General features: G+C 67.5%; 26 protein-coding genes and 1 pseudogene. 15 read left to right on the forward strand and 12 right to left on the reverse strand.

What is annotated here, in order from left to right:
• Window positions 1-760: IS30 family transposase (locus JF886_RS01595; protein ID WP_337308994.1), on the forward strand; the 760-nt coding region annotated here is incomplete at its 5' end.
• A 45-nt stretch (window positions 761-805) separates the two neighbouring features.
• Here JF886_RS01595 and JF886_RS01600 read toward each other — a convergent pair.
• Window positions 806-1,591: pseudogene (locus JF886_RS01600) on the reverse strand (MFS transporter); the annotation flags it as partial.
• Between the two features lie 338 nt (window positions 1,592-1,929).
• Here JF886_RS01600 and JF886_RS01605 point away from each other — a divergent pair.
• The 10 genes from JF886_RS01605 (at window position 1,930) to JF886_RS01645 (ending at window position 10,313) form a co-directional block, all read left to right on the forward strand.
• Window positions 1,930-3,579 carry a class I mannose-6-phosphate isomerase gene (locus tag JF886_RS01605; protein ID WP_337308932.1) on the forward strand — a complete coding sequence of 550 codons (1,650 nt, stop codon included), beginning with the start codon at window positions 1,930-1,932 and terminating at the stop codon, window positions 3,577-3,579.
• Entirely contained in the window at window positions 3,576-4,067 is a 492-nt protein-coding gene (locus JF886_RS01610; protein ID WP_337308933.1) for an ROK family protein, read from the forward strand. Before JF886_RS01605 ends, JF886_RS01610 begins: the two co-directional genes overlap by 4 nt.
• Window positions 4,068-4,081: 14 nt before the next feature.
• Window positions 4,082-4,504: an ROK family protein gene (locus tag JF886_RS01615; protein ID WP_337308935.1), complete on the forward strand. Its 423-nt coding sequence runs from the start codon at window positions 4,082-4,084 to the stop codon at window positions 4,502-4,504.
• A gap of 61 nt (window positions 4,505-4,565) precedes the next feature.
• Window positions 4,566-4,916, forward strand: a complete 351-nt coding sequence (locus tag JF886_RS01620) for a phosphomannose isomerase type II C-terminal cupin domain (RefSeq protein ID WP_337308937.1) — start codon at window positions 4,566-4,568, stop codon at window positions 4,914-4,916.
• A 72-nt stretch (window positions 4,917-4,988) separates the two neighbouring features.
• A complete protein-coding gene (locus JF886_RS01625; protein WP_337308939.1) occupies window positions 4,989-6,032 on the forward strand; it encodes a glucose 1-dehydrogenase in 1,044 nt (347 codons plus the stop codon).
• A 178-nt stretch (window positions 6,033-6,210) separates the two neighbouring features.
• Window positions 6,211-6,630: a PRC-barrel domain-containing protein gene (locus tag JF886_RS01630; protein WP_337308941.1), complete on the forward strand. Its 420-nt coding sequence runs from the start codon at window positions 6,211-6,213 to the stop codon at window positions 6,628-6,630.
• 271 nt (window positions 6,631-6,901) lie between these two features.
• Entirely contained in the window at window positions 6,902-7,279 is a 378-nt protein-coding gene (locus tag JF886_RS01635; RefSeq protein ID WP_337308943.1) for a PRC-barrel domain-containing protein, read from the forward strand.
• A 565-nt stretch (window positions 7,280-7,844) separates the two neighbouring features.
• Window positions 7,845-8,549, forward strand: a complete 705-nt coding sequence (locus JF886_RS16720) for a helix-turn-helix transcriptional regulator (protein ID WP_350340560.1) — start codon at window positions 7,845-7,847, stop codon at window positions 8,547-8,549.
• Entirely contained in the window at window positions 8,549-9,856 is a 1,308-nt protein-coding gene (locus JF886_RS01640) for a hypothetical protein (protein WP_337308945.1), read from the forward strand. The genes JF886_RS16720 and JF886_RS01640 overlap by 1 nt, the downstream gene beginning before the upstream one ends.
• A gap of 13 nt (window positions 9,857-9,869) precedes the next feature.
• Complete coding sequence (locus JF886_RS01645; protein WP_337308947.1) at window positions 9,870-10,313, forward strand: CopD family protein; 444 nt, start codon at window positions 9,870-9,872, stop codon at window positions 10,311-10,313.
• Between the two features lie 28 nt (window positions 10,314-10,341).
• Here the strand turns inward: JF886_RS01645 and JF886_RS01650 are convergent, their stop codons facing one another.
• From JF886_RS01650 to lpdA, 9 genes are all read right to left on the reverse strand, one after another.
• Window positions 10,342-11,016 carry a TSUP family transporter gene (locus JF886_RS01650; RefSeq protein WP_337308949.1) on the reverse strand — a complete coding sequence of 225 codons (675 nt, stop codon included), beginning with the start codon at window positions 11,014-11,016 and terminating at the stop codon, window positions 10,342-10,344.
• Between the two features lie 509 nt (window positions 11,017-11,525).
• The gene (locus JF886_RS01655; RefSeq protein WP_337308951.1) at window positions 11,526-11,921 is read right to left on the reverse strand and encodes a hypothetical protein; all 396 of its coding nucleotides are present in this window, start codon (window positions 11,919-11,921) and stop codon (window positions 11,526-11,528) included.
• On the reverse strand, window positions 11,911-12,153 hold the full coding sequence (locus tag JF886_RS01660) for a TetR/AcrR family transcriptional regulator (RefSeq protein WP_337308995.1): 243 nt from the start codon (window positions 12,151-12,153) through the stop codon (window positions 11,911-11,913). The genes JF886_RS01655 and JF886_RS01660 overlap by 11 nt, the downstream gene beginning before the upstream one ends.
• 110 nt (window positions 12,154-12,263) lie before the next feature.
• Window positions 12,264-12,608: a dihydrofolate reductase family protein gene (locus JF886_RS01665; RefSeq protein ID WP_337308953.1), complete on the reverse strand. Its 345-nt coding sequence runs from the start codon at window positions 12,606-12,608 to the stop codon at window positions 12,264-12,266.
• Between the two features lie 238 nt (window positions 12,609-12,846).
• Window positions 12,847-14,121, reverse strand: coding sequence for a dihydrolipoamide acetyltransferase family protein (locus JF886_RS01670; protein WP_337308955.1), 1,275 nt, complete (start codon window positions 14,119-14,121; stop codon window positions 12,847-12,849).
• Window positions 14,121-15,125, reverse strand: a complete 1,005-nt coding sequence (locus JF886_RS01675; protein WP_337308957.1) for an alpha-ketoacid dehydrogenase subunit beta — start codon at window positions 15,123-15,125, stop codon at window positions 14,121-14,123. The genes JF886_RS01670 and JF886_RS01675 overlap by 1 nt, the downstream gene beginning before the upstream one ends.
• Window positions 15,126-15,168: 43 nt before the next feature.
• Window positions 15,169-16,218, reverse strand: coding sequence for a pyruvate dehydrogenase (acetyl-transferring) E1 component subunit alpha (gene pdhA / locus JF886_RS01680; protein WP_337308959.1), 1,050 nt, complete (start codon window positions 16,216-16,218; stop codon window positions 15,169-15,171).
• Window positions 16,219-16,258: 40 nt separating this feature from the next.
• Window positions 16,259-16,708 (reverse strand): CBS domain-containing protein, encoded by a 450-nt coding sequence (locus tag JF886_RS01685; protein ID WP_337308961.1) that lies wholly within the window; start codon window positions 16,706-16,708, stop codon window positions 16,259-16,261.
• An 82-nt stretch (window positions 16,709-16,790) separates the two neighbouring features.
• Window positions 16,791-18,311: a dihydrolipoyl dehydrogenase gene (lpdA, locus tag JF886_RS01690; RefSeq protein WP_337308963.1), complete on the reverse strand. Its 1,521-nt coding sequence runs from the start codon at window positions 18,309-18,311 to the stop codon at window positions 16,791-16,793.
• A gap of 449 nt (window positions 18,312-18,760) precedes the next feature.
• On the opposite strand from lpdA, the gene JF886_RS01695 reads away from it, so the two are divergent.
• Window positions 18,761-18,886 carry a hypothetical protein gene (locus JF886_RS01695; RefSeq protein ID WP_337308965.1) on the forward strand — a complete coding sequence of 42 codons (126 nt, stop codon included), beginning with the start codon at window positions 18,761-18,763 and terminating at the stop codon, window positions 18,884-18,886.
• 648 nt (window positions 18,887-19,534) lie between these two features.
• On the opposite strand, the gene JF886_RS01700 is transcribed toward JF886_RS01695, so the two are convergent.
• The gene (locus JF886_RS01700; RefSeq protein WP_337308967.1) at window positions 19,535-20,782 is read right to left on the reverse strand and encodes an NAD(P)/FAD-dependent oxidoreductase; all 1,248 of its coding nucleotides are present in this window, start codon (window positions 20,780-20,782) and stop codon (window positions 19,535-19,537) included.
• 15 nt (window positions 20,783-20,797) lie between these two features.
• Window positions 20,798-21,502 (reverse strand): ArsR family transcriptional regulator, encoded by a 705-nt coding sequence (locus tag JF886_RS01705; RefSeq protein WP_337308969.1) that lies wholly within the window; start codon window positions 21,500-21,502, stop codon window positions 20,798-20,800.
• A 109-nt stretch (window positions 21,503-21,611) separates the two neighbouring features.
• On the opposite strand from JF886_RS01705, the gene JF886_RS01710 reads away from it, so the two are divergent.
• The 3 genes from JF886_RS01710 (at window position 21,612) to folE (ending at window position 22,713) form a co-directional block, all read left to right on the forward strand.
• The gene (locus tag JF886_RS01710; protein WP_337308970.1) at window positions 21,612-21,764 is read left to right on the forward strand and encodes a hypothetical protein; all 153 of its coding nucleotides are present in this window, start codon (window positions 21,612-21,614) and stop codon (window positions 21,762-21,764) included.
• A gap of 26 nt (window positions 21,765-21,790) precedes the next feature.
• Entirely contained in the window at window positions 21,791-22,027 is a 237-nt protein-coding gene (locus JF886_RS16725) for a Rieske (2Fe-2S) protein (protein ID WP_350340562.1), read from the forward strand.
• Window positions 22,028-22,116: 89 nt separating this feature from the next.
• Complete coding sequence (gene folE, locus JF886_RS01715) at window positions 22,117-22,713, forward strand: GTP cyclohydrolase I FolE (protein WP_502711380.1); 597 nt, start codon at window positions 22,117-22,119, stop codon at window positions 22,711-22,713.
• Window positions 22,714-22,731: the final 18 nt, after the last annotated feature.

A 22,731-nucleotide genomic window follows, 5' to 3' on the forward strand; every position in this document is an offset into this window, starting at 1 on the left:
ACTTCGCCGGGCGGTGGCGTCGCGCCTGCGCGATGATTGGTCGCCAGAGCAGATCTCGGGTTGGCTCGTGAACGAATACCCGGACGACGCGACCATGCGGATCTCGCACGAGGCGATCTATCGCAGCCTCTTCGTGCAGACGCGAGGCGTCCTCAAGCGCGAACTATTGGCTCACCTCCGCACCAAACGTCCCGTGCGTCGAGGCCGGCCAGCCAGCCGGCACGGGCAAGGACGGGGCGGCATCATCGACGCCGTTTCCATCCGCGAGCGGCCAGCTGAGGCCGAGGATCGCGCGGTTCCAGGCCACTGGGAGGGCGACTTGCTCGCCGGTTCGAAGAACACCCACATCGCCACGTTGGTGGAGCGCCGCTCGCGCTACGTTCTGCTCGCTCGGGTCACTGGCAAGGACACCGAGAGCGTGGTGAGCGCGATCACGGACACGATCATCAAGCTTCCACAGGACCTGCGCCGCACCTTGACGTGGGACCGCGGCTTGGAGCTCGCCGCGCACAAGGCCTTCACGGTTTCCACCGACGTCAAGGTGTACTTCTGCGACCCACGGAGTCCGTGGCAGCGCGGCACCAACGAGAACACCAATGGCCTTCTGCGCCAGTACCTGCCGCACCATACGGACCTGAGCCAGCTCACACAGTGGGATCTCGACGCAATCGCGCGCAAGCTGAACACACGGCCACGGAAGACGCTTGGGTTCGCGACGCCAGCGGCTAGACTCGACGCGAGTATTGCGTCGACCGGTTGAACTCACCCCGACTACCACCAGCGCTCGTTTCACCCCCGGGGTCCAGAGCGTCTTCTTCTGCTTCTCACGCTCCCGCTCGCTGACGGCGAGCTGGTCTGAGGACCTCTGCACCTCCTCTTCGGAAATGTCGATCCCCAGCTGTCCCAGCGCCTTCCTGGTCTCGGCGACACGGCCCTTGAGCATCAGCCATCGCGGGGATTCCGGCATCCGGGCACGCAACGCGATGCCGAGGATCGCTGGGACCGCGCCCAAGCCGAGGATGAGCCGCCAGCCTGCACCAGTGGCCGAACCGGGCGCCAGCTTGAGGATCACCAAGGCGACGATGTAGGAGACGAGGATGCCCACGGTGATCATCCATTGCTGGATCATGGCGAGCGCGCCGCGGCGGTTCCGCGGCGCGAACTCTGCGATGTAGGCGGTGGCGATCGCGGAATCCGCGCCGATCGCGAGCCCGATGATGGTACGGGCAGCGAGGAGCATGTCGGCGTTCAGGGCCACCGCCGACAGGATGGCTCCGACGGCATAGATGACGACGTCGATGATCAGCAGGGACTTCCGTCCAAAGCGGTCAGTCAGAGGCCCGGCCGCCAGCGCTCCCACCGCAGCTCCCAGCGACGCACCGGCCACCAGGTAGCCCACCGCGAAGTCAGAGAGCTGGTAGGGGATGAAGGGCAGGGCGGAACCGATGTTGGAGGTGTCGTAGCCGAACAGGAACCCGCCGACGCAGGCGAGCAGCGCCAGATACCAGTAGAAGGAGCCGGTGGCCTGGGAATCCAGGGCGCCGAGCACCCCCTCCGCCGGTGGTTGCTCCGCCGTGCCTGTGGTGGTCATCCGCGCGCCCTCCTTGCACTCCGAAATCGATCATCTCGAGATGTGGTGGCGCTGGCCACAGCCAGGCCGACTGATATGTGCGTCGGGGCGGTTGGTACATATCAGCCGATGACGACCCAGCGCGGTCCCCGAGATCCAGCCCCGCGGAGCGGTCGAGCCATGCGCATCCGGATGAGCCCCGAGCGGTCGTCCCGGTGACACGTGAGGGCGCAGGCACGAGCGCGGCCGAGCGGCTGCTCGCTCACCGATCACCCAGCCCGTCTCCGACCGACGCCGTCAGTGGGTTCTCGCCACGGGGATACGACCCGTGCCCGCGCTATGCGCCAGTGGAGGGCGCGGTGCTCAGCGGATGGGCCGCGCTTGCGGAGCTAGCGACACGTGTCCGCGTGCTCGCCGTCGACGGACCGGAGATCGCGCCCTGGGACGAGCTGGTCGATCAAGTACAACGCCTGTTGGGCGAGCACGGCGTCATCGTCGAGACCCTCGACGCTCGCCACGGCATGGCGTCATGGACAACGATCGTTGCACTGACCAGCTCGACCGAGCTCGCCGACGACCCTGACTTCGAGAGCCTGGCGAGCGTGGCCCTCGAGGACCTGTTCGAACAACCCGTCCAAGCCGAGCCGAGTGGCCCCAGTGTGACGGTCATCTTCGGCCCCGGAGCAGCGCTCTCCGACCATGACCTGCTGTGGTACTTCGACCAGCCCAAGCGATGTGCCGAGGCGGCCGTGGCGACTGGCAGCGCCCGCAACCTCGGCCAGCGGGACGTGTCCGACAAGTCGACGACGCGGCGGTTGTTCTACGTCGATTGGCCGATCCTGGACCGCCACCGCGAGACGATTGCCCCCGCTGTGTCGCTCTGGATCGACGGCCAGGACGCCCGCCGGCCGAGCGCACTGGAGGCGCGCACGTTGGCGGCGACGGCCGCGGCGTTGGTTCATCAACCGTTCCGCACTCGCCCCATCTTCAACACCACTCCCTGGGGCGGTCATTGGGGACAACGCCAGCTGGGCGTCGGCACCGACCAGCCGAACACCGCTGTGGGGTACGAACTGATTGCTCCAGAGAGCGGCGTACTCATCGGCGACCGGGCCGACCTCACCGTGGAGGTCCCCTTTCAGCTGTTGGTGTCGTTGTGCCCGACCGAGCTGCTCGGCGAAGAGGTGCACGACCGCTTCGGGACCTCATTTCCGATCCGATTCGACTACCTGGACACCGTCGACGGCAGCGACCTCTCCGTGCACTGCCACCCCCAAGCAGGCTTCATGCACGAGATCTTCGGCTGGCCGTACACCCAGCACGAGAGCTACTACGTGATGGTCGCCGGCAACGGCGGCAACATCTTCCTCGGCTTGCGCGACGACGCCGACATCGATGCCTTCCACGCTGACGCTGTGCGGGCCGAGCAGACGGGCGAGCCCTTCGACATCTGCCGGCACATCCAAACCTTCCCGGCGGTGGCCCACCAGCTCTATCTGGTCCCGGCTGGAACCCCGCACGGCAGCGGAGTCGGCAACGTCGTCCTCGAGGTGAGCGCGACTCCGTACCTGTATTCGTTGCGCTTCTACGACTGGCTCCGCCGCGACGAAGACGGCCGACAACGACCGGTGCACGTCGAGCTCGCCTTCCGAAACCTCGACCGCGAACGGCGGGGCAACCAGGTGGCGGCCGATCTGGTCGCGGTGCTTCGACCTCAGCGGTCGGGGCCGGGCTGGCGCGAGGATGTGCTCGCCGACCTCCCCGAGATGTTCTTCGATGTCCGGCGCCTCGAGCTGGAGCCCGACTCCCAGCTGGACGACGACACCGCGGGCCGGTTCCAGGTGCTCACCGTGGTCGAAGGCGCCGGAGTCGCCATCGTCACCGCTGCGGGCAGGCGAGTGCTTCTCGCCTACGCAGAGACGGCTGTTGTCCCGGCCGCCGTGGGCGCCTACACCGTCGCGGCGTGCGGCTGCGAGCGGGTGCGGGTGGTGAAGGCGCAGGTGCGATGACCGCGCCCGTCGAGACCGCAGCTCGAGGCTCTGTCGGGGTGTTGGAGGTCGGTGGCACCCACCTCACCGCGGCTCTGGTCACGCAGCGCGCCGATCAATGGATGCCCGGGCCGGCACGACGAGGTGTCCTCGACGCCTCCGCGTCCGCGGAGGAGCTTCTCCAAGGCTTCGCTGCCGCCATGACCGCGGTCGACGCTCCGCCGGACGCCCCGTGGGCGATCGCCATTCCCGGTCCGTTCGACTACAGCAGCGGCGTCGGCTTGTTCGAGGATGTCGGCAAGTTCGACTCCCTGCTCAATGTCGACGTCGGCTCTCGTCTCCGTGCCGAGCTCCCCCATCTCGCCGGTGGCCTCACCTTCATCAATGACGCGGACGCTTTCGCGATCGGCGAATGGCTCCAGGGGGTCGCGGCAGGAGCCGCCCGCTGCGTCGGCATCACCCTCGGCACCGGGATTGGCTCGGCCTCCTCGACCACGGACGTCCGGTAATCAATGACCCGGCGGTGCCACCGGACGGACGGGTTCACTATCTGCACATCGGCAGCGCCGCCCTCGAGGATGTCGTGTCGCGCCGCGCCATTCTGGCGCGCTACCTCTCGGGGCCGAGCGTAGCGGGGTGCGTCGGGCTCGACCTTCAGGACATCTTCGACCGTGGCCGACAAGGCGACGACTGGGCGAGGCGCGTCCTCGATGAAGTGTTGCACGCCCTCGGTGTCGCTCTGGCTCCGTGGTTGGAACGATTCAAGGCGACCGTGGTTGCGGTCGGCGGGGGAATGACCGGATCATGGGACCTCGTCCGTCCTCCGTTCTGCGAGGGGCTGCGCGTTGGCGGCGTCAGCAAGCACCTCGAGGTTCTGCGGTCAGCCGACTCCGAGAGATCCTCTCTGGTCGGAGCCGCCAGCTCCGCGGGTTCGGCGCCGACATGACGACCGTGTTGCTTCGGCCGTGCCCTGGCCAGCCGTGTCGCGCAGCTGCGAAGTTCGGCTAATGAGCAGCGAGCACGATCAGCGACCGTGGGGCTCGTACACCGTCCTTGACGAGTCGTCCATCCACAAGGTGAAGCGCATCGAGGTGCGCCCAGCGTGTCGGCTGAGCTACCAGCGTCACCATCATCGCGCCGAGCACTGGTTCGTGGTTGCGGGGTCCGCGCGGGTGACCTTGGATGGTGACGTCCGGACCCTCGGACCCGGTGACGCCATCGACATCCCCCGAGGAGGCGCGCACCGGATCGCCAACATTGGCAACGACGAGCTCATCTTCATCGAGGTCCAGCACGGCGACTACTTCGGCGAGGACGACATCGAACGGCTCGAGGACGACTTCGGGCGGGCGGGCTGACGTGGCCCGCCAGACCCGGCTGGTCGGACGCGACCCACACAGCCAGCGATACAGCAGGGAGCAGATGAGACGATGAAAGCGATCACCGTGGTCCCCGGCAACCCCGACCAAGTGCAGGTCAGCGATCTGCCCGACCCGCCGCCCGACCCAGGAACGCTGCTCGTGCAGGGACGGCTGCTTGGCATCTGCGGCACCGATGTCGACATCGTCGACAATGGCTATGGCTGGCCGCCACCAGGACGGGAACGGCTGGTGATCGGCCACGAATCGCTGGGTGCCGTCCTCGAGGCTCCCAAGGGCAGCGGATTCACGGCGGGAGACCTCGTCGCGGGCATTGTGCGCCGCCCCGATCCTGTGCCGTGCGAGCCCTGCTCACTCGGTGAGTGGGACTTCTGTCGCAACGGGCAGTACACCGAGCGCGGCATCAAGGAGCTCGACGGCTACGGGGCGCAGCTCTGGCGGATCGAACCGAAGTATGCCATCCACGTCGACGTCAGCCTGGGTGACTGCGGCGTCCTGATCGAACCCGCGTCGGTCGCCAAGGCCTGGGAGCAGACTGAGCGCATCTTCACCCGCGCGAGCTGGCGACCCAAGGTCGCGCTGGTCACCGGCGCCGGCCCGATCGGGCTGTTCGCAGCGCTCCTCGGCGTGCAGCGGGGCCTCGAGGTGCACGTGCTCGACCGCAACAGCAGCGGGCCCAAGGCGCAGTTGGTCGCCGACCTCGGCGCCTCCTTCCATACCGGCGAGGTTGACGACATCGGCATCACTCCCGACGTGGTGATGGAATGCACGGGCCACGGACCGCTCGTCTTCGAGCTAGCCAACGTGGTCGCCCCCGACGCGGTCATCTGCTTGATGGGAATCTCCTCGGACACCCGCTCGATCACCTTGGGTCTCGACCAGATCAACAAGGAGATGGTGCTGGAGAACATGGTGCTGTTCGGCTCGGTCAACGCCGGCCGACGCCATTACCAGCAGGCCGCCGACGCTCTCGCCAAGGTCGACCGTAGCTGGCTGGAGCGGCTCATCACACGCAGGGTGCCGATGAGCGGCTTCGTCGACGCCCTTCACAAGCACGAGGACGACGTCAAAGTGGTTGTAGAGATAGGCGCGTGACCACGGGAACCGATGCAGGCTCGCTTTCCTTGATCAGTCGGTGGGAACCTCAGCTTGGCAAAGACCTGCCCACACTCCCGCGGCGCCCGGTGCGGTTGTTCGACGTACTCATCAGACAGATTGCACCAGCTCCGTAGAAGCCCGGTCACGCACGCCTGACGTGCAGGAGAACACCGAAATGACGACGCAGGACAACTTCTCGCTGACCAAGCTGAGCGATTCCGGAGAGACGGTCGCGAACACCTCCGACGACATTCGCGGTCGGAAGGTGAAGGACAAGGACAGTCAAGACCTCGGCAAGGTGGATGATCTGCTCATCGACGACGAAGAGCGGAAAGTGCGCTTTCTCCTGGTAGAACACGGAGGTTTCCTCGGGGTCGGCGAGACGAAGTCGTTCATCCCCGTCGACGCGATCACGCGTATCACCGCTGATGAGGTGCACATCAACCACTCTCGCGACCACGTCGCCAGGGCCCCTCGCTACGATCCCGACCTCGTCAACAGCAGGACGTACCACGCGGGCATCTACGACCACTATGGCTACATGCCATTCTGGGGAGCCGGCTACAGCTACCCGATCTTTCCGCACGTCGCCTAGGCATGTCAACGTTTTGGTTCATACCACGAGCGGCGACTGGCCGGCGAAATTCATTCCCAGCGGGTTCGAGCGAACCGCTGGATGGCATTGCTCGCCACCGAAGATCTCTGGGTGCTCGAGGATTCCACAGACGCGGATCGCCAACGCGGCGCGACGCCTGCCCACGCTTCGCGGCGCCCCCGGCGCGCTTGCTCGACGGACTCATTGACAGATTGCACCAGTTCGGTACAAGCCTCGGTCACGCACGCAAGACGTGCAGGAGAGCACCCCGATGACGACGCAGGACAACGCGATGCTGAGCAAGTTGAGCGATTCTGGCCAGACGGTTGCCAATCCCGCCGATGACATTCGCGGGCGGAAGGTGAAAGACAAGGACGGGAAAGATCTCGGCAAGGTTGACGATCTGCTCATCGACCAGGAACGAAAGATGCGATTCTTGCGAGTAGAGCACGGAGGCTTCCTCGGGGTCGGCGAGACGAAGTCCTTCATCCCCATCGATGCGATCACCCGAATCACCGAGGACGAGGTGCACATCAACCACTCGCGTGACCGCGTTGCCAAGGCCCCGCGCTACGATCCGGACCTCGTCGACAGCAGAACCTACTACGCCAACATCTACGGCTACTACGGCTACGTGCCGTACTGGTGAGCCCGGCTCCGGCACCAGCTACCGGCATCCGCTCTTCTGAGCCTCTCCCTGCTGCGTGGTCAGGCGATCGCGTTAGCGGTCCACGGAGCGGCGGGTGAGTCAGTCACGAACGCGGAACTGCAGCCGACCGGGTCAGGGGTCAGCAGTCTGTTGGTCGCGCCCTGCACGCCGACGTCGACACTCGACCAGCCTCCGCGGTATCCTCGTGTCCGCACGCGGGAGCTCGGACACTGCCGGGCTGAGAGGGCGACGCTACGGGTCTCCGACCGCCGAACCTGACCGGGTAATGCCGGCGTAGGGAGGCAGCCCATGACAGCCGCTGATGCTGTGGGGGTTCATCCGGGCGACCGCTGGGCTGCGCCGGCCCCACCCTGGATGGACCAGTCCCGCGACCGTTAGGACTGGTCGACCAGTTGGCGCTGTGGGGGAATCTCGGCGTCAGCCTGCTCGGTCCCGTCGGCGCCCTGTTTGTGCTCGCACCGGCCGGCGCGCGGCAAGCCCTCCCTTCTCTGCATAAAAACTAGCTTTCTCGTTTTTACGATGTCACCGAGCATAAAATCAAGGCATGCGCGCCCCCCATCGCATCCGCCCGCTGAGCCCACCTGCACTCGACCACCAGGCTCACCGTGCCCTGGGTAGCGCTAGTCGAACCCACCTCATCCAAACACTGCTCGCGGAGGGCCCTCTGCAAGCGGAACAGCTGGCTGGTCGCGTCGGCTTGCATCTCAACACCGTGCGGGCCCACCTCGAGGTGCTTCGGAAGGCGAACCTGGTCAGCGCCAGGGCTATTGCGCGTCCTGGCCCCGGTCGTCCCCGGCTTGCGTTCGCGGCTACTGAGATGGTTCCCGACGATTGGCGCGGGGGTAGTTATCGGCTACTGGCTCGCATCCTGATCGCCTCGCTCCGGGAGCCAGACGGACCGGAGCGCGTGACCACTGCTGGACGCGAGGCCGGGCGAGAGCTCGTGGCGGCCGACCGACGCACGACCCCGAGGCCCACGGATCCACGCGGCGGCGTGCTCACCCTGCTCGACCGCCTCGGCTTTGCGCCACGAGCACTGGACCCGGCGCCGCCGGGAGAGCCCGAGGTAGTGGAACTGCACGGTTGCCCTTTCAGTGAGCTGGCTGAAAGCGACTCGCCAACCGTCTGCTCGGTGCATCAGGGGATCCTTGAGGGAGCGTTTGCGCAGCTGGGTGGCAATCCGGAATCGCTCCAGCTTATCCCGTTCGTGGCGCCGGGGCTATGCGCCGTCCACCTCCACCAATCGTAATGCCCGCTCGGTGGCAGTCTGCAGATGGGCTGAGCCCGCTCCGGCTCAGCCTCGGCAACGCGCCGCCGTTCGACGTTCCGGCCCGCTTCATCGCCCTGGGTGGCACGGCGCTGCTCGCCGGCTGCGTCCTGATCGCCCTCGGAGCCGACCGGCTGGTGGCGCCAGGCGGCTGGGACACGCCCGAGGCGCTGGGAATCACCCACATCCTCGCTCTCGGCTTCGTCACCGCGATCATGACCGGGGTGCTTTACCAGATGCTTCCGGTCATCCTCGGTGCTCGTCCGGCCCCTGCGCGCGCCAGCCGGCTGACCTGGTGGTGCTTCCTCGTATCGACCGCCGTCTTCACTGCGACACTGATCAGCGGGCATGACGATCTCGCCCCGATCGGCGGCATCGCTCTCACCCTCGCAATCGCCGCCATCACGGCTCACGCGGTTTCCGTGATGAGGCGGGCGACGCGCTGGAACGTCGTCGCCGTGTACATCGCGATCGCCGTCGGCTGCCTCGACGCCGTCGCGGTGATGGGTGCTGTGCTGGCCGTGTCTCTGCGCACCGGGATGCTCGCAGATCCGCTTTCCCTCCTCGCCCCCAAGATTCTCCTCGCCGTCGGCGGATGGCTGGGCCTGGTCCTGGTGGGCGTCTCGTACCAGGTGGTACCGCTCTTCAACGTGTCGACGGTGCGCCCTCGGTGCCCCCGACCTGTCCTGCTCCTGCTTTCGACGGGGCTGATGCTCGGCGTCGTCGCCCTGGCGGCGGATCTCGCTCCGCCGGTGCGCGCGGCCGCTCTCGTTCCGTACGTCGCCGGAGCGGTCCTCTACGTCACCGACATCGTTCGCCTGACCCGTTTCCGGGGCCGACCCGCGGGGCCGGGGATCACGCCGGTGGGCGAAGTGGCCGCTGCGGTCGTGTTCCTCCTCACCGCGCTGGTCGCGCTGCCGGCCGCCGCCGGGATGCAACCATGGCCGCAGGTGACGGTGACCAGCGCGCTGCTCGGCTGGGCACCGCTGGCCATCTCGGCGAACGGGGCGCGCATCTTCCCCTTCCTCGCCTGGACGCGCGCTGGGGTTCCGGGCGCCGCACCGCTGGCGGCAAACCGTATCCCGATCCGGGCCGGCCTCGGACAGCTGGCTCTCCTGGGTCTGGGCTGGCTGCTCCTCGAGGCGGGGTTCCTCACCCGGTCCGGGGCCGCCGCGCGAACCGGCGGCCTGCTCCTCCTGCTTGGCGCTCTCGCATTCCCAGCTCTGATCGCCCTCGCACTCGGAGGGCGGCGTTTCCGATGGGCGCCGCTGGGCCTGTTCACGCGCTAGGTGGGCTGAGCCGGTGCTGAGCATCTCCGGTGCGGAGCTGGTTCTCTGGTTGCACGTCCTTGCCGCCTGCGTCTGGATCGGTGGGCAGGTGGTCGTGGCGATTCTGATTCCGGTGCTGCGGGGGCACGGCCAGCTCGCGAGCCTGGCCGGCCAGCGATACCAGGCTGTCGCGTGGCCAGCATTCGGCGTTCTCCTGGTCACGGGGATCATCAACGTCGGCAATGCTGGACTGCAATGGTCGCACCTGCTCGACAGCCCGGCCGGGCGAACGCTTGTTGTCAAGCTCGGCCTGGTGGCTCTCTCCGGTCTCGCTGCCGGCGTCCATGCCTGTCTGCAAGCGCCGGGTGTGAGGGCTGACTCGGCGCGCCGCCCGTGGACGTCGGCGCTGCTCGGATCCGCAAGCCTGGTGACCGCCGTCCTGGCTGCCCTGTACGGCGTGGCGATCGCGAGCGCCTGACGTTGCATCGGCCGAGACCGCGGTGGCATCAGGCCGTCGCGAGGGCCCGGCGTGTGCGCCGCTGACGGACCAGCGTGCGTGCCGCCATGAGCAGCAGAAAGGCACCGAAGACAGCGCGCAGCACCGTTGACGGTACCGCCAGCGCGATCGTCGACGCAGGCACGGCAACGGCGGCGCCGACGAGCCCGGCGGTGATGCCCGGGCGTACCGCCACCTGACCCCGTCGGCGGTACGCGGCTGCCCCCACCAAAGCGGTCGGAATGACTGCGGTGAGCGCGATTCCCTGGGCCAGTGCCTGCTCGGTGCCCAGCGTGATCACCATCACCGCCACGAGCACCCCGCTGCCCCCGATGCCCAGTAGCCCGGAGAGCACGCCACCGAAGAAGCCAAGCAGCACCAGGGTGATCACCGCCCCCAGCGTGAGGGTGAGCGCCTTGGAGCCGGCCCCGAGGCCGAGTGGCACGATCAGCCGCGCGCCGAGGAGACCCGACACGATGGCAAAGGTGAGGCGCAGCCCGTGGTCGGTGAACTTCGCGCTCAGCGAGACGCCGATGAGCGCCCCCGTCAAGCTTCCGGCCACCAGCAGCGCGGATGCGGGGCCGTCGAACTTCCCGCCGGGCGCCAGCGCATAGGTGGCGGAGCCGACAACGGCGACGGGAACGATGGCGAAAAGCGAGGTGCCCGTGGCGGTGTGCCGGTTCATCCGGGGTGGCCCACGTCAGGCCTGGAACCAGCACGATGCCGCCGCCGATGCCCAGCAATCCAGCGAGCACTCCTGCAACGGCACCGACGATCGCCAGCCGCGATCGCTGTTTGTCGCGCTGCGCTGTCATCTCCTCTCGGGGGGTTTGCCGTTGAGAAGCGGTGGGTCACAGCTCATTCGCGTGTCGCCACCTGACATTGGGGTGGTCAAGTCCTACATCCCTGGAGACGCTCGATCACCCTTGCTCGGCGCATCGAGCGGAGCGGCCGGCTGGCGTCGGAAGAGCCCAACGGAGGGTCGGTACTGTGAAGCATCGAGGATGAAATGCCGTACCCCGCGGGTGACGACCGGGTACTCGATTCGTATCTCACGGGTGTCGTCATTGACCTCCGTTGCAGGTGCGTCCATCCACGCGCTCCCCACGTAACATCGCACTGTCTGGGGTGGTGCGAGACGGCGCCATCCACGCCCGTGGAGTTGCGTCTCGACCGCGTCCTGCTCGTTGAAGCTCATGGGGTGGTGACATCCCCTCCACGACGCGCCGGTAGGCGCCGTTCGTTCGCCGCGCGTCGCACCGCAGCGACCGGGTTGGTGCGCGAGGGAGCACTCGCTGGGTCACCGACGAGCAGGACGGCGATCGTTCGGGCGATATGGGCTACCTCGGGCCGGCGCCCGAGGGAAGCGCGCACGATCGCGCCCTCGATGAGCAGCATCAGCTCCTTTTGGAGCTGAGGTGCTCGTACAGGGTCGAGGGCCGTCGCCAGGTCTCTTACCAGAGCAGCCAGCCGGTCCTTGTGCTGGGCGGCCCGATCGGCCACCGGGCCGCCACCGGCGTTCTCCCCGTAGGCGTTGACGAAGGCGCAGCCCACGAGGCCGGGGCTGATGAACCACGCGTCAAGGGGCATCGAACAGCCCGAGCAGACGCTGGCGCGGGTCGTCACCCACCTCGCCGAGTCTCGCCTCCAACCGCATCATCCACTGCTCGTCGCGGCGGTCCAGGTAAGCACTGACGAGGCCGGCTTTGGAGCCGAACTCGCGGTAGATGCCTTTGAGCCCCACCCCGGCCCGGTCGCGGACCGCGTCGATGCCGATTGAAGCGATGCCGTTCTCGTAGAACAGCTCACTCGCGGCGGCCAGGGCGCGATCGCAACGCGCCCACGCCGGGCACGCTCACCGGCGACATCGGTAGCCATCGTTCTCAAGGATAGCCGTGGGCAAGAACGGTCGTTACCCTCGGATGACCGACGTCAATGTCGCCGCCGGCCGTCGACCGCGACCAACAGGGGCTGGATGGGCCGGTTGAGTTGCCGCCGCAGCTCCGTGAAGTCCGCCGCGGCAGCCGGATACGCATCCCTCCGGCGTCCAGCGATGACGGGGGTCGCCGGCAGGGTGCCGGCTCCGACGAGAATCGCGTCGGCACTCGCACGCAGCAAGGCCATCACGAATCGGTCCGCTTCACTGTGTCCGCTGATGGTTCCCCCGGAGTCGGGGTGTCCGGGGCCGAGGGCTGTCACCCCGTCGACCGACGAGACGAAGTTCGCGTAAAAACACGGGCTGCGCAGGCGGTAACGGGCCGCCATAGAGGCGTTCAAGCCGAGGGCTCAGCGCGAAGACGGCCACGCCCGGTTCGTCAGCGAGTACGTGAGCTGCGGAGCTGACCCCCGGGCCGAGGCCGACAGAGGCCAGGCGGGGACGTCACTCGCCGGAAACGACTCTTTGGACGCCTCGTCGACCCAGTCGATGAGCGGCTGCCCGCGGCCCGGGGCCCCGGAAGCTGGCCCGTTGGTCAACTCAGCACGCATTCGTCGCCGCTCAAGGGGACCCATCTCGCTAGACGACGATGCGCAGAGGGTCCTCGAGCAGGGGGACGAGCCACTGCAGGAAGACGGCGCCCGCCGCACCATCGAGGGCACGATGGTCGATGGCCAGGGTGATGCTGAATGTCTGGCGGATCGCCGCGACACCCTCGTGGGCCACCACGCGCGGAGTGGTGGCTCCGACGGTGAGGAGGGCCGCCTCGGGTGGGTTGATCACGGCGGTGAACTGCTCGACGCCGTACATGCCCAGATTGCTGATGGTGAAGGTGCCGCCGCTGAACTGGCTCGGCACGAGCCCACCCGCACGCGCCGTGGCGATGAGCGCCTTGGCTTCGAGCGAGATACGGCGCAGGCTCTTCTGATCGGCGTCGCGGACCACCGGGACCACCAAGCCGGAGTCGGTGGCCACGGCGATCCCGATGTTGATGTGCTGATGGCGGAGCAGCCGGTCGTCAGCCCAGGAGACGTTGAGGTCGGGGACCGCGCGCAGTGCCGTCGCGCAGGCCTTCACCAAAAGATCGGTCACGCTTACCTTGACGCGCTCTCCGGCGGCGGCGAGCCGGTTGTTGAGATCGGCTCGGAAGGCGGTGAGTGCCTCGGCGTCCACGCTGCGGGTCAGGTAGAAGTGGGGCGTGCTCTGCATGCTCTCCACCATGCGGCGCGCCCCCACCCGGCGGATGTTGGAGAGGGGAACCTCCTCGTCGTCGGAAGCAGGAACGGCGGCAACTGGCGCGGTACGCCCTGCCGCGGGCACCGCGGCCTGATCCCGTGCGAGCCTCTCGACATCGACCTTGACAACACGGCCACTGGGTCCGCTGCCGCGCAGACCTTCCAGATCGATCCCGTGCTCGCGGGCCATGGCGCGCGCCACCGGGGAGGCCTTGAGTTGTCCACCGCCGTCTCCGCTCGACCTCGCCGCGGGCGTCGGCTGGTCGCTCCCGGGGGCGGGCGATGGTGGAACGACACGGGGCTCGGGCTCGAGCACCGTGCTTGGCGCGGACGTTCGCGAAGCGTCCGCTGACGCTCCAGTGTCCGCTGGGGCAATCGGAGCGGTGCCCGTCCCGATCCGGCCGATCACCTGGCCGATCGGGGCCGACTCACCGTCTCCGAGGGTGATCGCCTCCAGCACCCCCGACTCGTATGCCTCGAGGTCCATCGTGGCCTTGTCGGTGTCGATCTGCGCGATCACCTCGCCGCGCGCGATGCTGTCGCCCACCCGCTTCAGCCAGCGGGCGATGGTGCCCTCTTCCATGGTGTCGCTGAGCCGGGGCATGGTGATGTCGGCCATCAGGCACGCGTCCAGCGGTCAAGGCCGCTCGCTGCCAGCGTCTCGTGGACGACGCGGACCAGCTGCTCCGCGTTGGGGAGCGCGGCGAGCTCGAGCGGCTTGGAATAGGGGAGGGGGACCTCGGCAGCGGCGACGCGGCGGACCGGCGCATCGAGATGGTCGAAGGCTCCTTCCTGGATGGTGGCGGCCAGCTCGGCGCCGATGCCGTAGGACAGCCAGTCCTCTTCGAAGATCACCGCCCGCCCGGTACGAGCGACCGAGCCGACGACGGTGGCTCGATCGAGCGGTCGCAGGCTGCGCAGGTCGACAACCTCGGCGCTGATCCCCTCGTCCTCGAGATGGCTGGCCACTTCGAGAGCCACGGTCGCGGCGCGGGAATAGGACACGATGGTGATGTCGTCGCCGTGCTTGACAACGTTGGCGCGCCCGATCTCCACGCTGGCGTCGCCCTCCGGCACCTCCCCCTTGGAGTTGTACAGCGCGAGGTTCTCGATGAAGATCACCGGGTCGTCGTCGCGGATGGCCGTGCGCAGCAGGCCTCTTGCGTCCGCTGGGGTGCTCGGTGCCACCACCTTGAGGCCAGGCACATGTGCAAACCACACCTCCAGGTTCTGCGAGTGTGTGGCCGCCAGCTGCTGGCCGCCTCCTCCCGGTGTGCGCAGCACCATCGGCACGGAGACCTGGCCACCGAACATGCTGTGGATCTTGGCGGCGTGGTTGACGATCTGGTCGAGGGCCAGGATCGTGAAGTTGAGGGTCATGACCTCGACCACCGGGCGTAGGCCCAGCATGGCGGCGCCGATGGCGGCCCCCACGAACCCCTCCTCGCAGATTGGTGTGTCGCGCACCCGTTTGGCGCCGAACTCCTGGAGCAGACCGGCAGTGATCTTGTAGGAGCCCTCGAAAACCCCGATCTCCTCTCCCATGAGGAAAACGTCATCGTCGCGGAGGAGTTCCTCGCGCAGCGTATCGTGCAGCGCCTGGCGGTAGGTCATCACGGGCACGGGCGGTCCTCCGACTGGAGAAGCGGCCGGCTGTGGGGAGCAATCACCCGCCGACCACCGGATCACCGGGGAAAGCGCCCGGCTGGTTGGCGACCCGCGTCGCGTAGCTGTGCGCGAAGAGCTCGGCGGGCATCGGGTCGGCGCTCTCCTCGGCGAACGCCACGGCGGCATCGACCTGTGCGTCCACGTCAGCATCGATGCTCGCCGCGGCGGCGGCATCGAGCACACCATCGGCGATGAGCCGGACGCGGAGAGCAGGCACCGGATCATCGCGCTGGCTGCGCTCCGCCTCGGCCTTGGAGCGGTAGCGGGCCGGGTCCACGACCGAGTGGCCGCGGAGACGCTGGCAGACTGCTTCGAGCAGGGCGGGCTGCTGCTGTTCGCGCGCCTGCTCAATCGCGGCTCGCGCCGCCGCACGCACCGCCACGACGTCATTGCCGTCGACGCGCTCTGCATGCATCCGGTAGGCGCAGGCGCGGCGGTACAGCTCCGGCTCGGCGCTGGCCCGCTCGACGCTGGTGCCCATCCCGAGCCCGTTGTTGACGATCGCGTAGACGATGGGCAGGTGCCACAGCTGGGCCAGGTTGAGCGATTCGTGGAAGGCTCCGATGTTGGTCGCCCCGTCGCCCAGCTGGCACATGACCACCTCGCCACCACCGCGGTAGGAGATGGCCAGCGCGGCGCCGGTGGCGAGCGGGAGCTGGCCCCCCACGATGCCGTAGCCGCCGAGCATTCGCACCGGAATGTCGAAGAGGTGCATCGAGCCGCCCCGACCACGCGACACACCGGTCTGCTTGCCGAAGAGCTCCGCCATCACCCGACCGGGCTCCATGCCACGGGCCAGTGCGAAGCCGTGGTCGCGGTAGCTTGTGAACAGGTAGTCGCTCGGGTCCAGGGCGGCCGAGAGGCCGACCACCGTGGCTTCCTCACCGAGGTTGAGGTGGCAATAGCCGCCGATCCGCGCTCGCGTGTACATCTCCGCCGCGCGCTCTTCGAAGCGGCGGATCAGCACCATCATCCGGTAGTAGCCGCGCAGCGTTTCCGGGTCCGCGCCGTTGGATGCGAGAGCGCGGGATCTGCGGCTGCCAGTCACCGCAGCCGCCCCTCTCGAACCCTTGCCACGTGTCGCCACGTCAGCCACCTGGCGGCGGCGTCTGCTGCGTGAAGCGCCCCTCCGACGTGCCGCACTTCGGGCATCGTTGCGGAGGGCGATCGCCACGCACCGCCTCTCCGCACACCGCACACGCCCACTCCAACACCATCAATCCGATGAGGTCGCCGCGGCTGACGATGCCGACCAGGCGTCCCCCATCCATCACAGGCACGCGCTTGATGCGTCGCTCGATAAGCAGATGGCGCACGGACTCGATGTCAGTGTCCACGGTGACTGAGACCACGTCGGGGGACATGATGTCGGCAGCGGTCGGGCCGGCGCGGGCAAGGAGGTCGTACTCGCTGACCAACCCCACCACGTGGCCGGTGCCGTCCACGACGGGAATGGCGCTGATGCGGTGCTCGGTCAGCAATGCGGCCACATCGATCACCGGGGTGTCGACCTCAGCCTGGACGACGGGCGCTGACATGACCTCTCCCGCCCTCATCGCTCCCGGTCCCGCGGCAACACAGCCGTCATCGTACATTCCGCCTGTATGTAGCCCAGTATCGTCATGCCGGGGGCGCTGACGCTGTAGCTGGCCGCGCCATGTGCAGCGGGAGCCCCAGCGCGACCATGCTCGCCTCCATCGTCCCCTCAGCGAGGGTGGGATGGGCGTGGATGCTGTCGGCGAGGTCAGTGAGCGTCGCCTCGAGGTTCAGGGCGAGCACGCCCTCGGCGATGAGGTCGCTGGCATTCGGACCGATGATGTGAACGCCGAGCAGCTCCCCGTAGCGCCGGTCGGCGACGATCTTCACCATCCCCTCGCTGGCACCGAAGGTCTGCGCGCGGCCCAACGCCGCGAAGGGGAAGCGCGCAGCGACGACGTCGTGTCCCGCGCTGCGAGCGGCGCGCTCGGTGAGACCCACGCTGGCGATCTCGGGGTGGGTGAAGGTCGCCGCGGGCACCGCCTTGTAGTCCATGCGAGCCGTGCGGTCGCCGGCGATGACGGCGGCGGCCACCAGCCCCTGGTGGGAGGCGACGTGGGCCAGGAGCGCATGGCCAGTGACGTCGCCGACGGCGTAAACGTGCGCCACGCTGGTGCGCATCTGCTCGTCGACGGAGATGAAGCCGCGCTGGTCCGTGACCACCCCCACCCGCTCGAGGTCGAGGCCGGCGAGATTGGGTCTCCGACCCACGGCAATCAGGACGACATCGGCATCGACGGCGGTGGACGGTTCGCCACCGCGGCCGGTGATGACCGCGCGAAGCGGCGCCTTCCCAGTGCCGTTGACGCTCTCGATGCGTGTCACTGTGCTCGACGTGAGCACGGTGATGCCACGTTGCCGGAAGGAGCGCGCCAGCACGGCCCCGATATCGCTGTCCTCAGCGGGGACCAGGGTCTCGAGGAGCTCGACCACGGTCACCTCGGCGCCAAACGCGCTGAACAGACTGGCAAATTCCGCGCCGACGGCGCTGCCGCCGATGATGACCGCCCGCCGCGGGGCACTCTCGAGGCGGAAGGCACCGTCCGACGAGACGACACCGGCAAGCCCGCTGCCTGGGATGGCGAGGCTCGCTGGTGTCGATCCGGTGGCGATGATGAGGTCACGGCCGGTCACGGTGGCCAGGGGCTCCCCGCCGGGCGCCGGGGGCGCGTTGTAGAGCGGGCCACCAGGTCCGAGGGGTGAGTCACCGACGTCGACCACCTCCACGGTGGTCGCGTCGACGAAGCGGGCATGCCCGGATATCACGGTCACACTATTGCGCCGGAGCAGGGCCGCGACGCCCTCGATCAGGGTGCGGACAATGCGGTCCTTGCGCTGCAGGACGGCGGCGTAGTCGAGGCGCACGTTGTCGGCGAGCACCCCGTAGTCGGCGCTGCGCTGCATCGACTCGAACACCTCGGCGGAGCGAAGCATCGCCTTGGTCGGGATGCAGCCCCAGTTCAGGCACACGCCTCCTGGTCGCTCCTTCTCGACGAGCACGGTGTGCAGACCGAGCTGGGCCGCGCGAATCGCTGCGACGTACCCGCCCGAGCCGCCCCCGACAATGACGAGGTCGAAGGATCTCGGATCCGCCTCGTCAGCCACCGGCTGCCACCTCCCCGTCCCGACTGCCCGCCATGATCCAAGCCATGACGCCGTCGCCATCCGGACTGCACTGCCTACTCTAGGGCGCAGGTCTTTTGGTCTGCCGACGTGTCGTCACTGAGGGTGCGGCGTGAGGGGACTCATAAACGCCACAAGGGACACCAGCGCGGCCCCCCCGCGCGACTCGGGCGGGTCCCTGAGATGTGATCGCTGTGACGTGTGATCGCGATGTCCGAACTGCGGACGTTCGTCAGGACGGGTGCGATACCGTTCCGATGGGTAACTTGTGTGGGGAACACTGATCGCAGCGATTAGCTCCCCGATACCGCGCGCCCGCTTTGCGGCGCGGCGGGACAAGAGACGTGGCGTGCTCGGCTGGATCACCACGGTCGACCAAGAAGATCGCGATCATGTAGCTCTCCACCACCTTCTTCTTCTTGGTCGGTGGGGTGCTGGCGCTGCTGATGCGCATCCAGCTGGCCGAGCCGCAGAACAAGTTCCTCACGCCGGCGCGGTACAACCAGATCTTCACCATGCGGCGTTCCCGCGCGTCAACGCGCTCTCGTTCTGGCTGATCCCTGTCGGCGGCCTGGTGATGTACTCGGGCTTCCTGTTCGGGGGCACGGGGGTGGCGGGGTGGACCTCGCGCCGGATGGGACCATGACGAACGGGCCGTGTGGTCCCGGCACCGTGACTTTGCCGAGCGACATGAACGGAGCCAAACGTCACCAGGTACGACGGAAGATGTCCGTCCTCGCCCTGTGTGTTGCTCCCGTCCCGTTTCCCAGTGGGTGGTCAGCCCGAGTGCGCAACGGGTGGGTCGCTTCTCGCGTGCCGCCGCTTGGGTCCTCGCCGCTGCCGGCGTCTCGCGCTGCGTCTTGTCCTTCCCCTCTGCTCCTTACGGTCTCCACGCGGCCGCGTCACGCCGGCAACGCCGGGACGCAAACGGTGCGACCCGCGCAGCAACGGCACCCCGATCCAATCCAGCGGACCTCGTGATCGGCAACGACGGCCGTGGATTCAATGACCCGCTTGACCGAGTATTGCCGGAGCAGTGGAACGGCTTCCGAACCTGCGCACGGCCACTTCCGACTGTGCCCCAGCAGCGTCGTCCCCAATACGCTCGGGGTGCCGATCGACGGTGTACCGCGCGTCTGTCGCTGGTGCGCTGCCGGCCTTGATGATCGCCCACCGTACGCAGAACATCCGCGGCTAGCTGGTCGTCAGAGTTCGCGCAGATCGATCCGCTCGTCGCGTAGCACGTCGATGGGTACGGCAGCCTGTCGCGCGATCAGTTCCTGACAGGCATGGAGTTCACCCTGCTTGTCGAGCTCCGGATCACCGCCCCGGTTCAACCCCACCGCCGCTCGGAGGATTCCCTCGCGTACGTAGAAGCCGACAAACTTCTGACCTTGGACGTTGCCGCGGACCACGAATCGGTCCCAGCTCGCAGCGTGTCCCACGTACTCGAGCTTGTGCTCGTACTGATCGGACCAGAACGTGTGGACGTAACCGTATGGCGCGTCGTCCCCAAGGATCGAGCGCGCGGCAGCGGCGCCCATCTTCTCAGCGTTGTTGTAGTGCTCGACCCGGACGCGGCCGAAGAGGGGATGAAGATGGTTGGCAACGTCGCCGGCGGCGTATGTTCCATCGACGGTGGTGCGACACTGAGCGTCCACGAGGACACCGTTGTCGAGAGCGATCGCAGTGTCCGCCATCGCTGACAGATTGGGCTCGATGCCGACCCCCACCACCGCGAAGTCGCACTCGATCCGTGCGCCAGCCTTGGTGACCACGCGTTCGACACTGGCTGAACCCTCGAATCGGACCGCCCGATCTCGCGGTATCAGTTGCACGCTGTGTTCGCGATGGATGCGGGCCATCGTGGCGCCGACCTCGGTGCCCAGTACAGTGTCGAGCGGTGTCGCTCCACTGACGATGGCCGTGACAGCAACGTCCAACTGGCGCAGCGACGCCGCAACCTCGGATCCGATGAATCCCATGCCGACGACGACCGCTCGCGTCCCCGGCCGGGCGGCGCTCTTGATCGCGTCGCAGTCGGCCACGGTCCGCAGCAGGTGAACTCCGGGAAGGTCGGTGCCGGGGATCGCTGGTCTTCGGGGACGTCCACCGGTGCACAGCACCGCGCGGTCATAGCGGATGATTTCGTCGCTGCCGAGGCGTATCTGCTTGGCAGCTGTGTCCAATTGCGCCACAGCGGCGTCCGGACGGAACTCGACCTCGCGACGGTCGTACCAGTCCGGCGGCTTCACATACCAGCTGCCGAGGCCTTCCCTGCCCTGCAGGTATGTCTTCGACAACGGGGGTCGACCGAACGGCGGCGTCGCCTCGTCGCCGAGCAGCGCGATAGGACCGCGAAAGCCCTCCTCACGCAGTGTCACCGCAACACTCGCTCCTGCTAGCCCTGCACCGACGATCACGATGCGGTCATCCGTACGTCGCGTCGTCACTCCGCGAATAGCCGATCAGGCCGCGCGCTTCGGGTGCGTCAGCACGTAGGCGCAGCCATGGAGTGGCCGCGGTCCCTGGGGCTCAACTGCAGCGGAGATACCGGCGCCGCGGAGCGCGCCTTCGAGGATTCCGGCCTGTACGCGGCAGACCATCTCCCTCGCTTGTGCGCAGGCCTCGAGGAAGATGCAGTTGCCGGCGAGGATTCGGTCACCATCCACGCCGTAGTCGGCTCCGAACCGTCGAAGTGGGAGCAGCGCTTCGGCGACGGAGCTGGCCCCCGGGACCGCCAGTTGCTCGCCGAAGCGCATCGCTGCCTCCTTGGCGACAGTGGAGCCCTGGTTCCCGAGGCCGATGATGCAGTTGGCCAGGATGCTCGTCAACGTGACGAACTGGCGCGGCGGGTAGCTCATCGAGAGCACTCCTGCCCGAACCGAGTACAGCGACGCGGGCTTGCCCAGCCGTCCGCGACGTCGTGACTTCTCCAGGTAGCCGAGGTCAGTGAGTCGCTCCAAATGCGTGAAGGCGACCGTCCGATGAACTCCAGCGAGGTGGGAGAGTTCGTCGACGGTACGCGGTGTGCAGTCGCGGACCAGCGCAAGCAGGATTCGTCGCCTGGTTGGATCGTGGAGAGCGGTGACCAGCCGCTCGATCTCGTCAGAACGGGGCGGATCATTGAGCGCCTCAACCTGTCGAGGATGCTGCTGCGAGCCTTCGGTCACTTCCAGGAATCTAGCATTTATCGGGTCTTGACACAACGAACACTCCGGGGGCAGCATGGCGGCGCAAGCTTTACGAGCCCCGAATCGCGACGACAGGAGACCGCGAACCGTGATCGAGACCCTGATCGATCGAGTCATCTGGCGGCAGACCTGGCTCGCGAAAGTGGCCGTTCCCGTCCAGGGCGCGGTTGGGACGGTGTACGGGCAATACGTCGCCGTGGGCGTCGCTGCTGACTTCCCGACGGCGAACTGCGCCGGGTGAGTGCAGCCGGGAGGATCGCCGCGGTCGTGCGCCGTGCTGTCATGCTGCATGCCATCGCCGCTCTCTGCTCCCACGCCGGAGGGCCCTTCGACGAGGGCCGGCTCGATGGGGTCCGACTGACCTGCCTGTGGCGCGGTTCGGTGTTCTCGATTGAATCCGGCCATGGCTGCCCGGATCCCGCCACAGTTGATCAGCCGACGTTCGACGTCCGGGAGCGGGGTGGTGGCCACGTTGAGCTGAAGTTCGCGGCAGCGCCCCGTTGAGTCGGCCGGCGCTGCCCGAAGATGGCACAGCGTACGCGCGTCAGCCGGATGACCCAGGCACGGGCGAGCACGCCCGCTGCGGCGTGCCCGTGGACCCGTCGGGTCCGCCACTGCAGGTGGCCGAGGCGGGACACTTGGTCGAGGGGCTGCTTCGCTTCCTTGGTGAGGACCCCACACGCGAAGGCCTGAGAGGCACCCCCCAGCGCGTCGTCAGATCTCTGCAAAGTCTCACTGCCGGGTACGAGCACGATGTGGCCGGGGTGGTCAATGGTGCTGCGTTCGCCGATACCTATTCCGAGATGGTCATCGTTCGCGATATCGACGTCTACAGCCTCTGCGAGCATCACCTGCTGCCTTTCTTCGGTCGAGCGCACATTGCGTACATCCCCGACGGACGTGTCATCGGTCTCAGCAAACTCCCCCGAATTGTCGAAATCTTTGCGAGACGACTTCAGATCCAGGAGCGGCTCACCACCCAGATTGCGGACGCGCTTGACGATGTTCTGTCGCCGCTCGGAGTCGGCGTGATCATCGAGGCGGCGCACCTCTGCATGATGATGCGCGGAGTTCAGAAGCAAAACAGCCGGACCCTGACGTCGAGTATGCGAGGCGTCTTTCTCTCCGATCAACGCACGCGGGCCGAGTTCATGGAGCTCGTCCATAGAAGGCGCGCCGATGGAACGTGAGGCGGCAGAGCGAACATG

Source organism: Candidatus Aeolococcus gillhamiae (assembly GCF_016464765.1).
Taxonomy (GTDB): Bacteria; Chloroflexota; Dormibacteria; order Aeolococcales; family Aeolococcaceae; genus Aeolococcus; species Aeolococcus gillhamiae.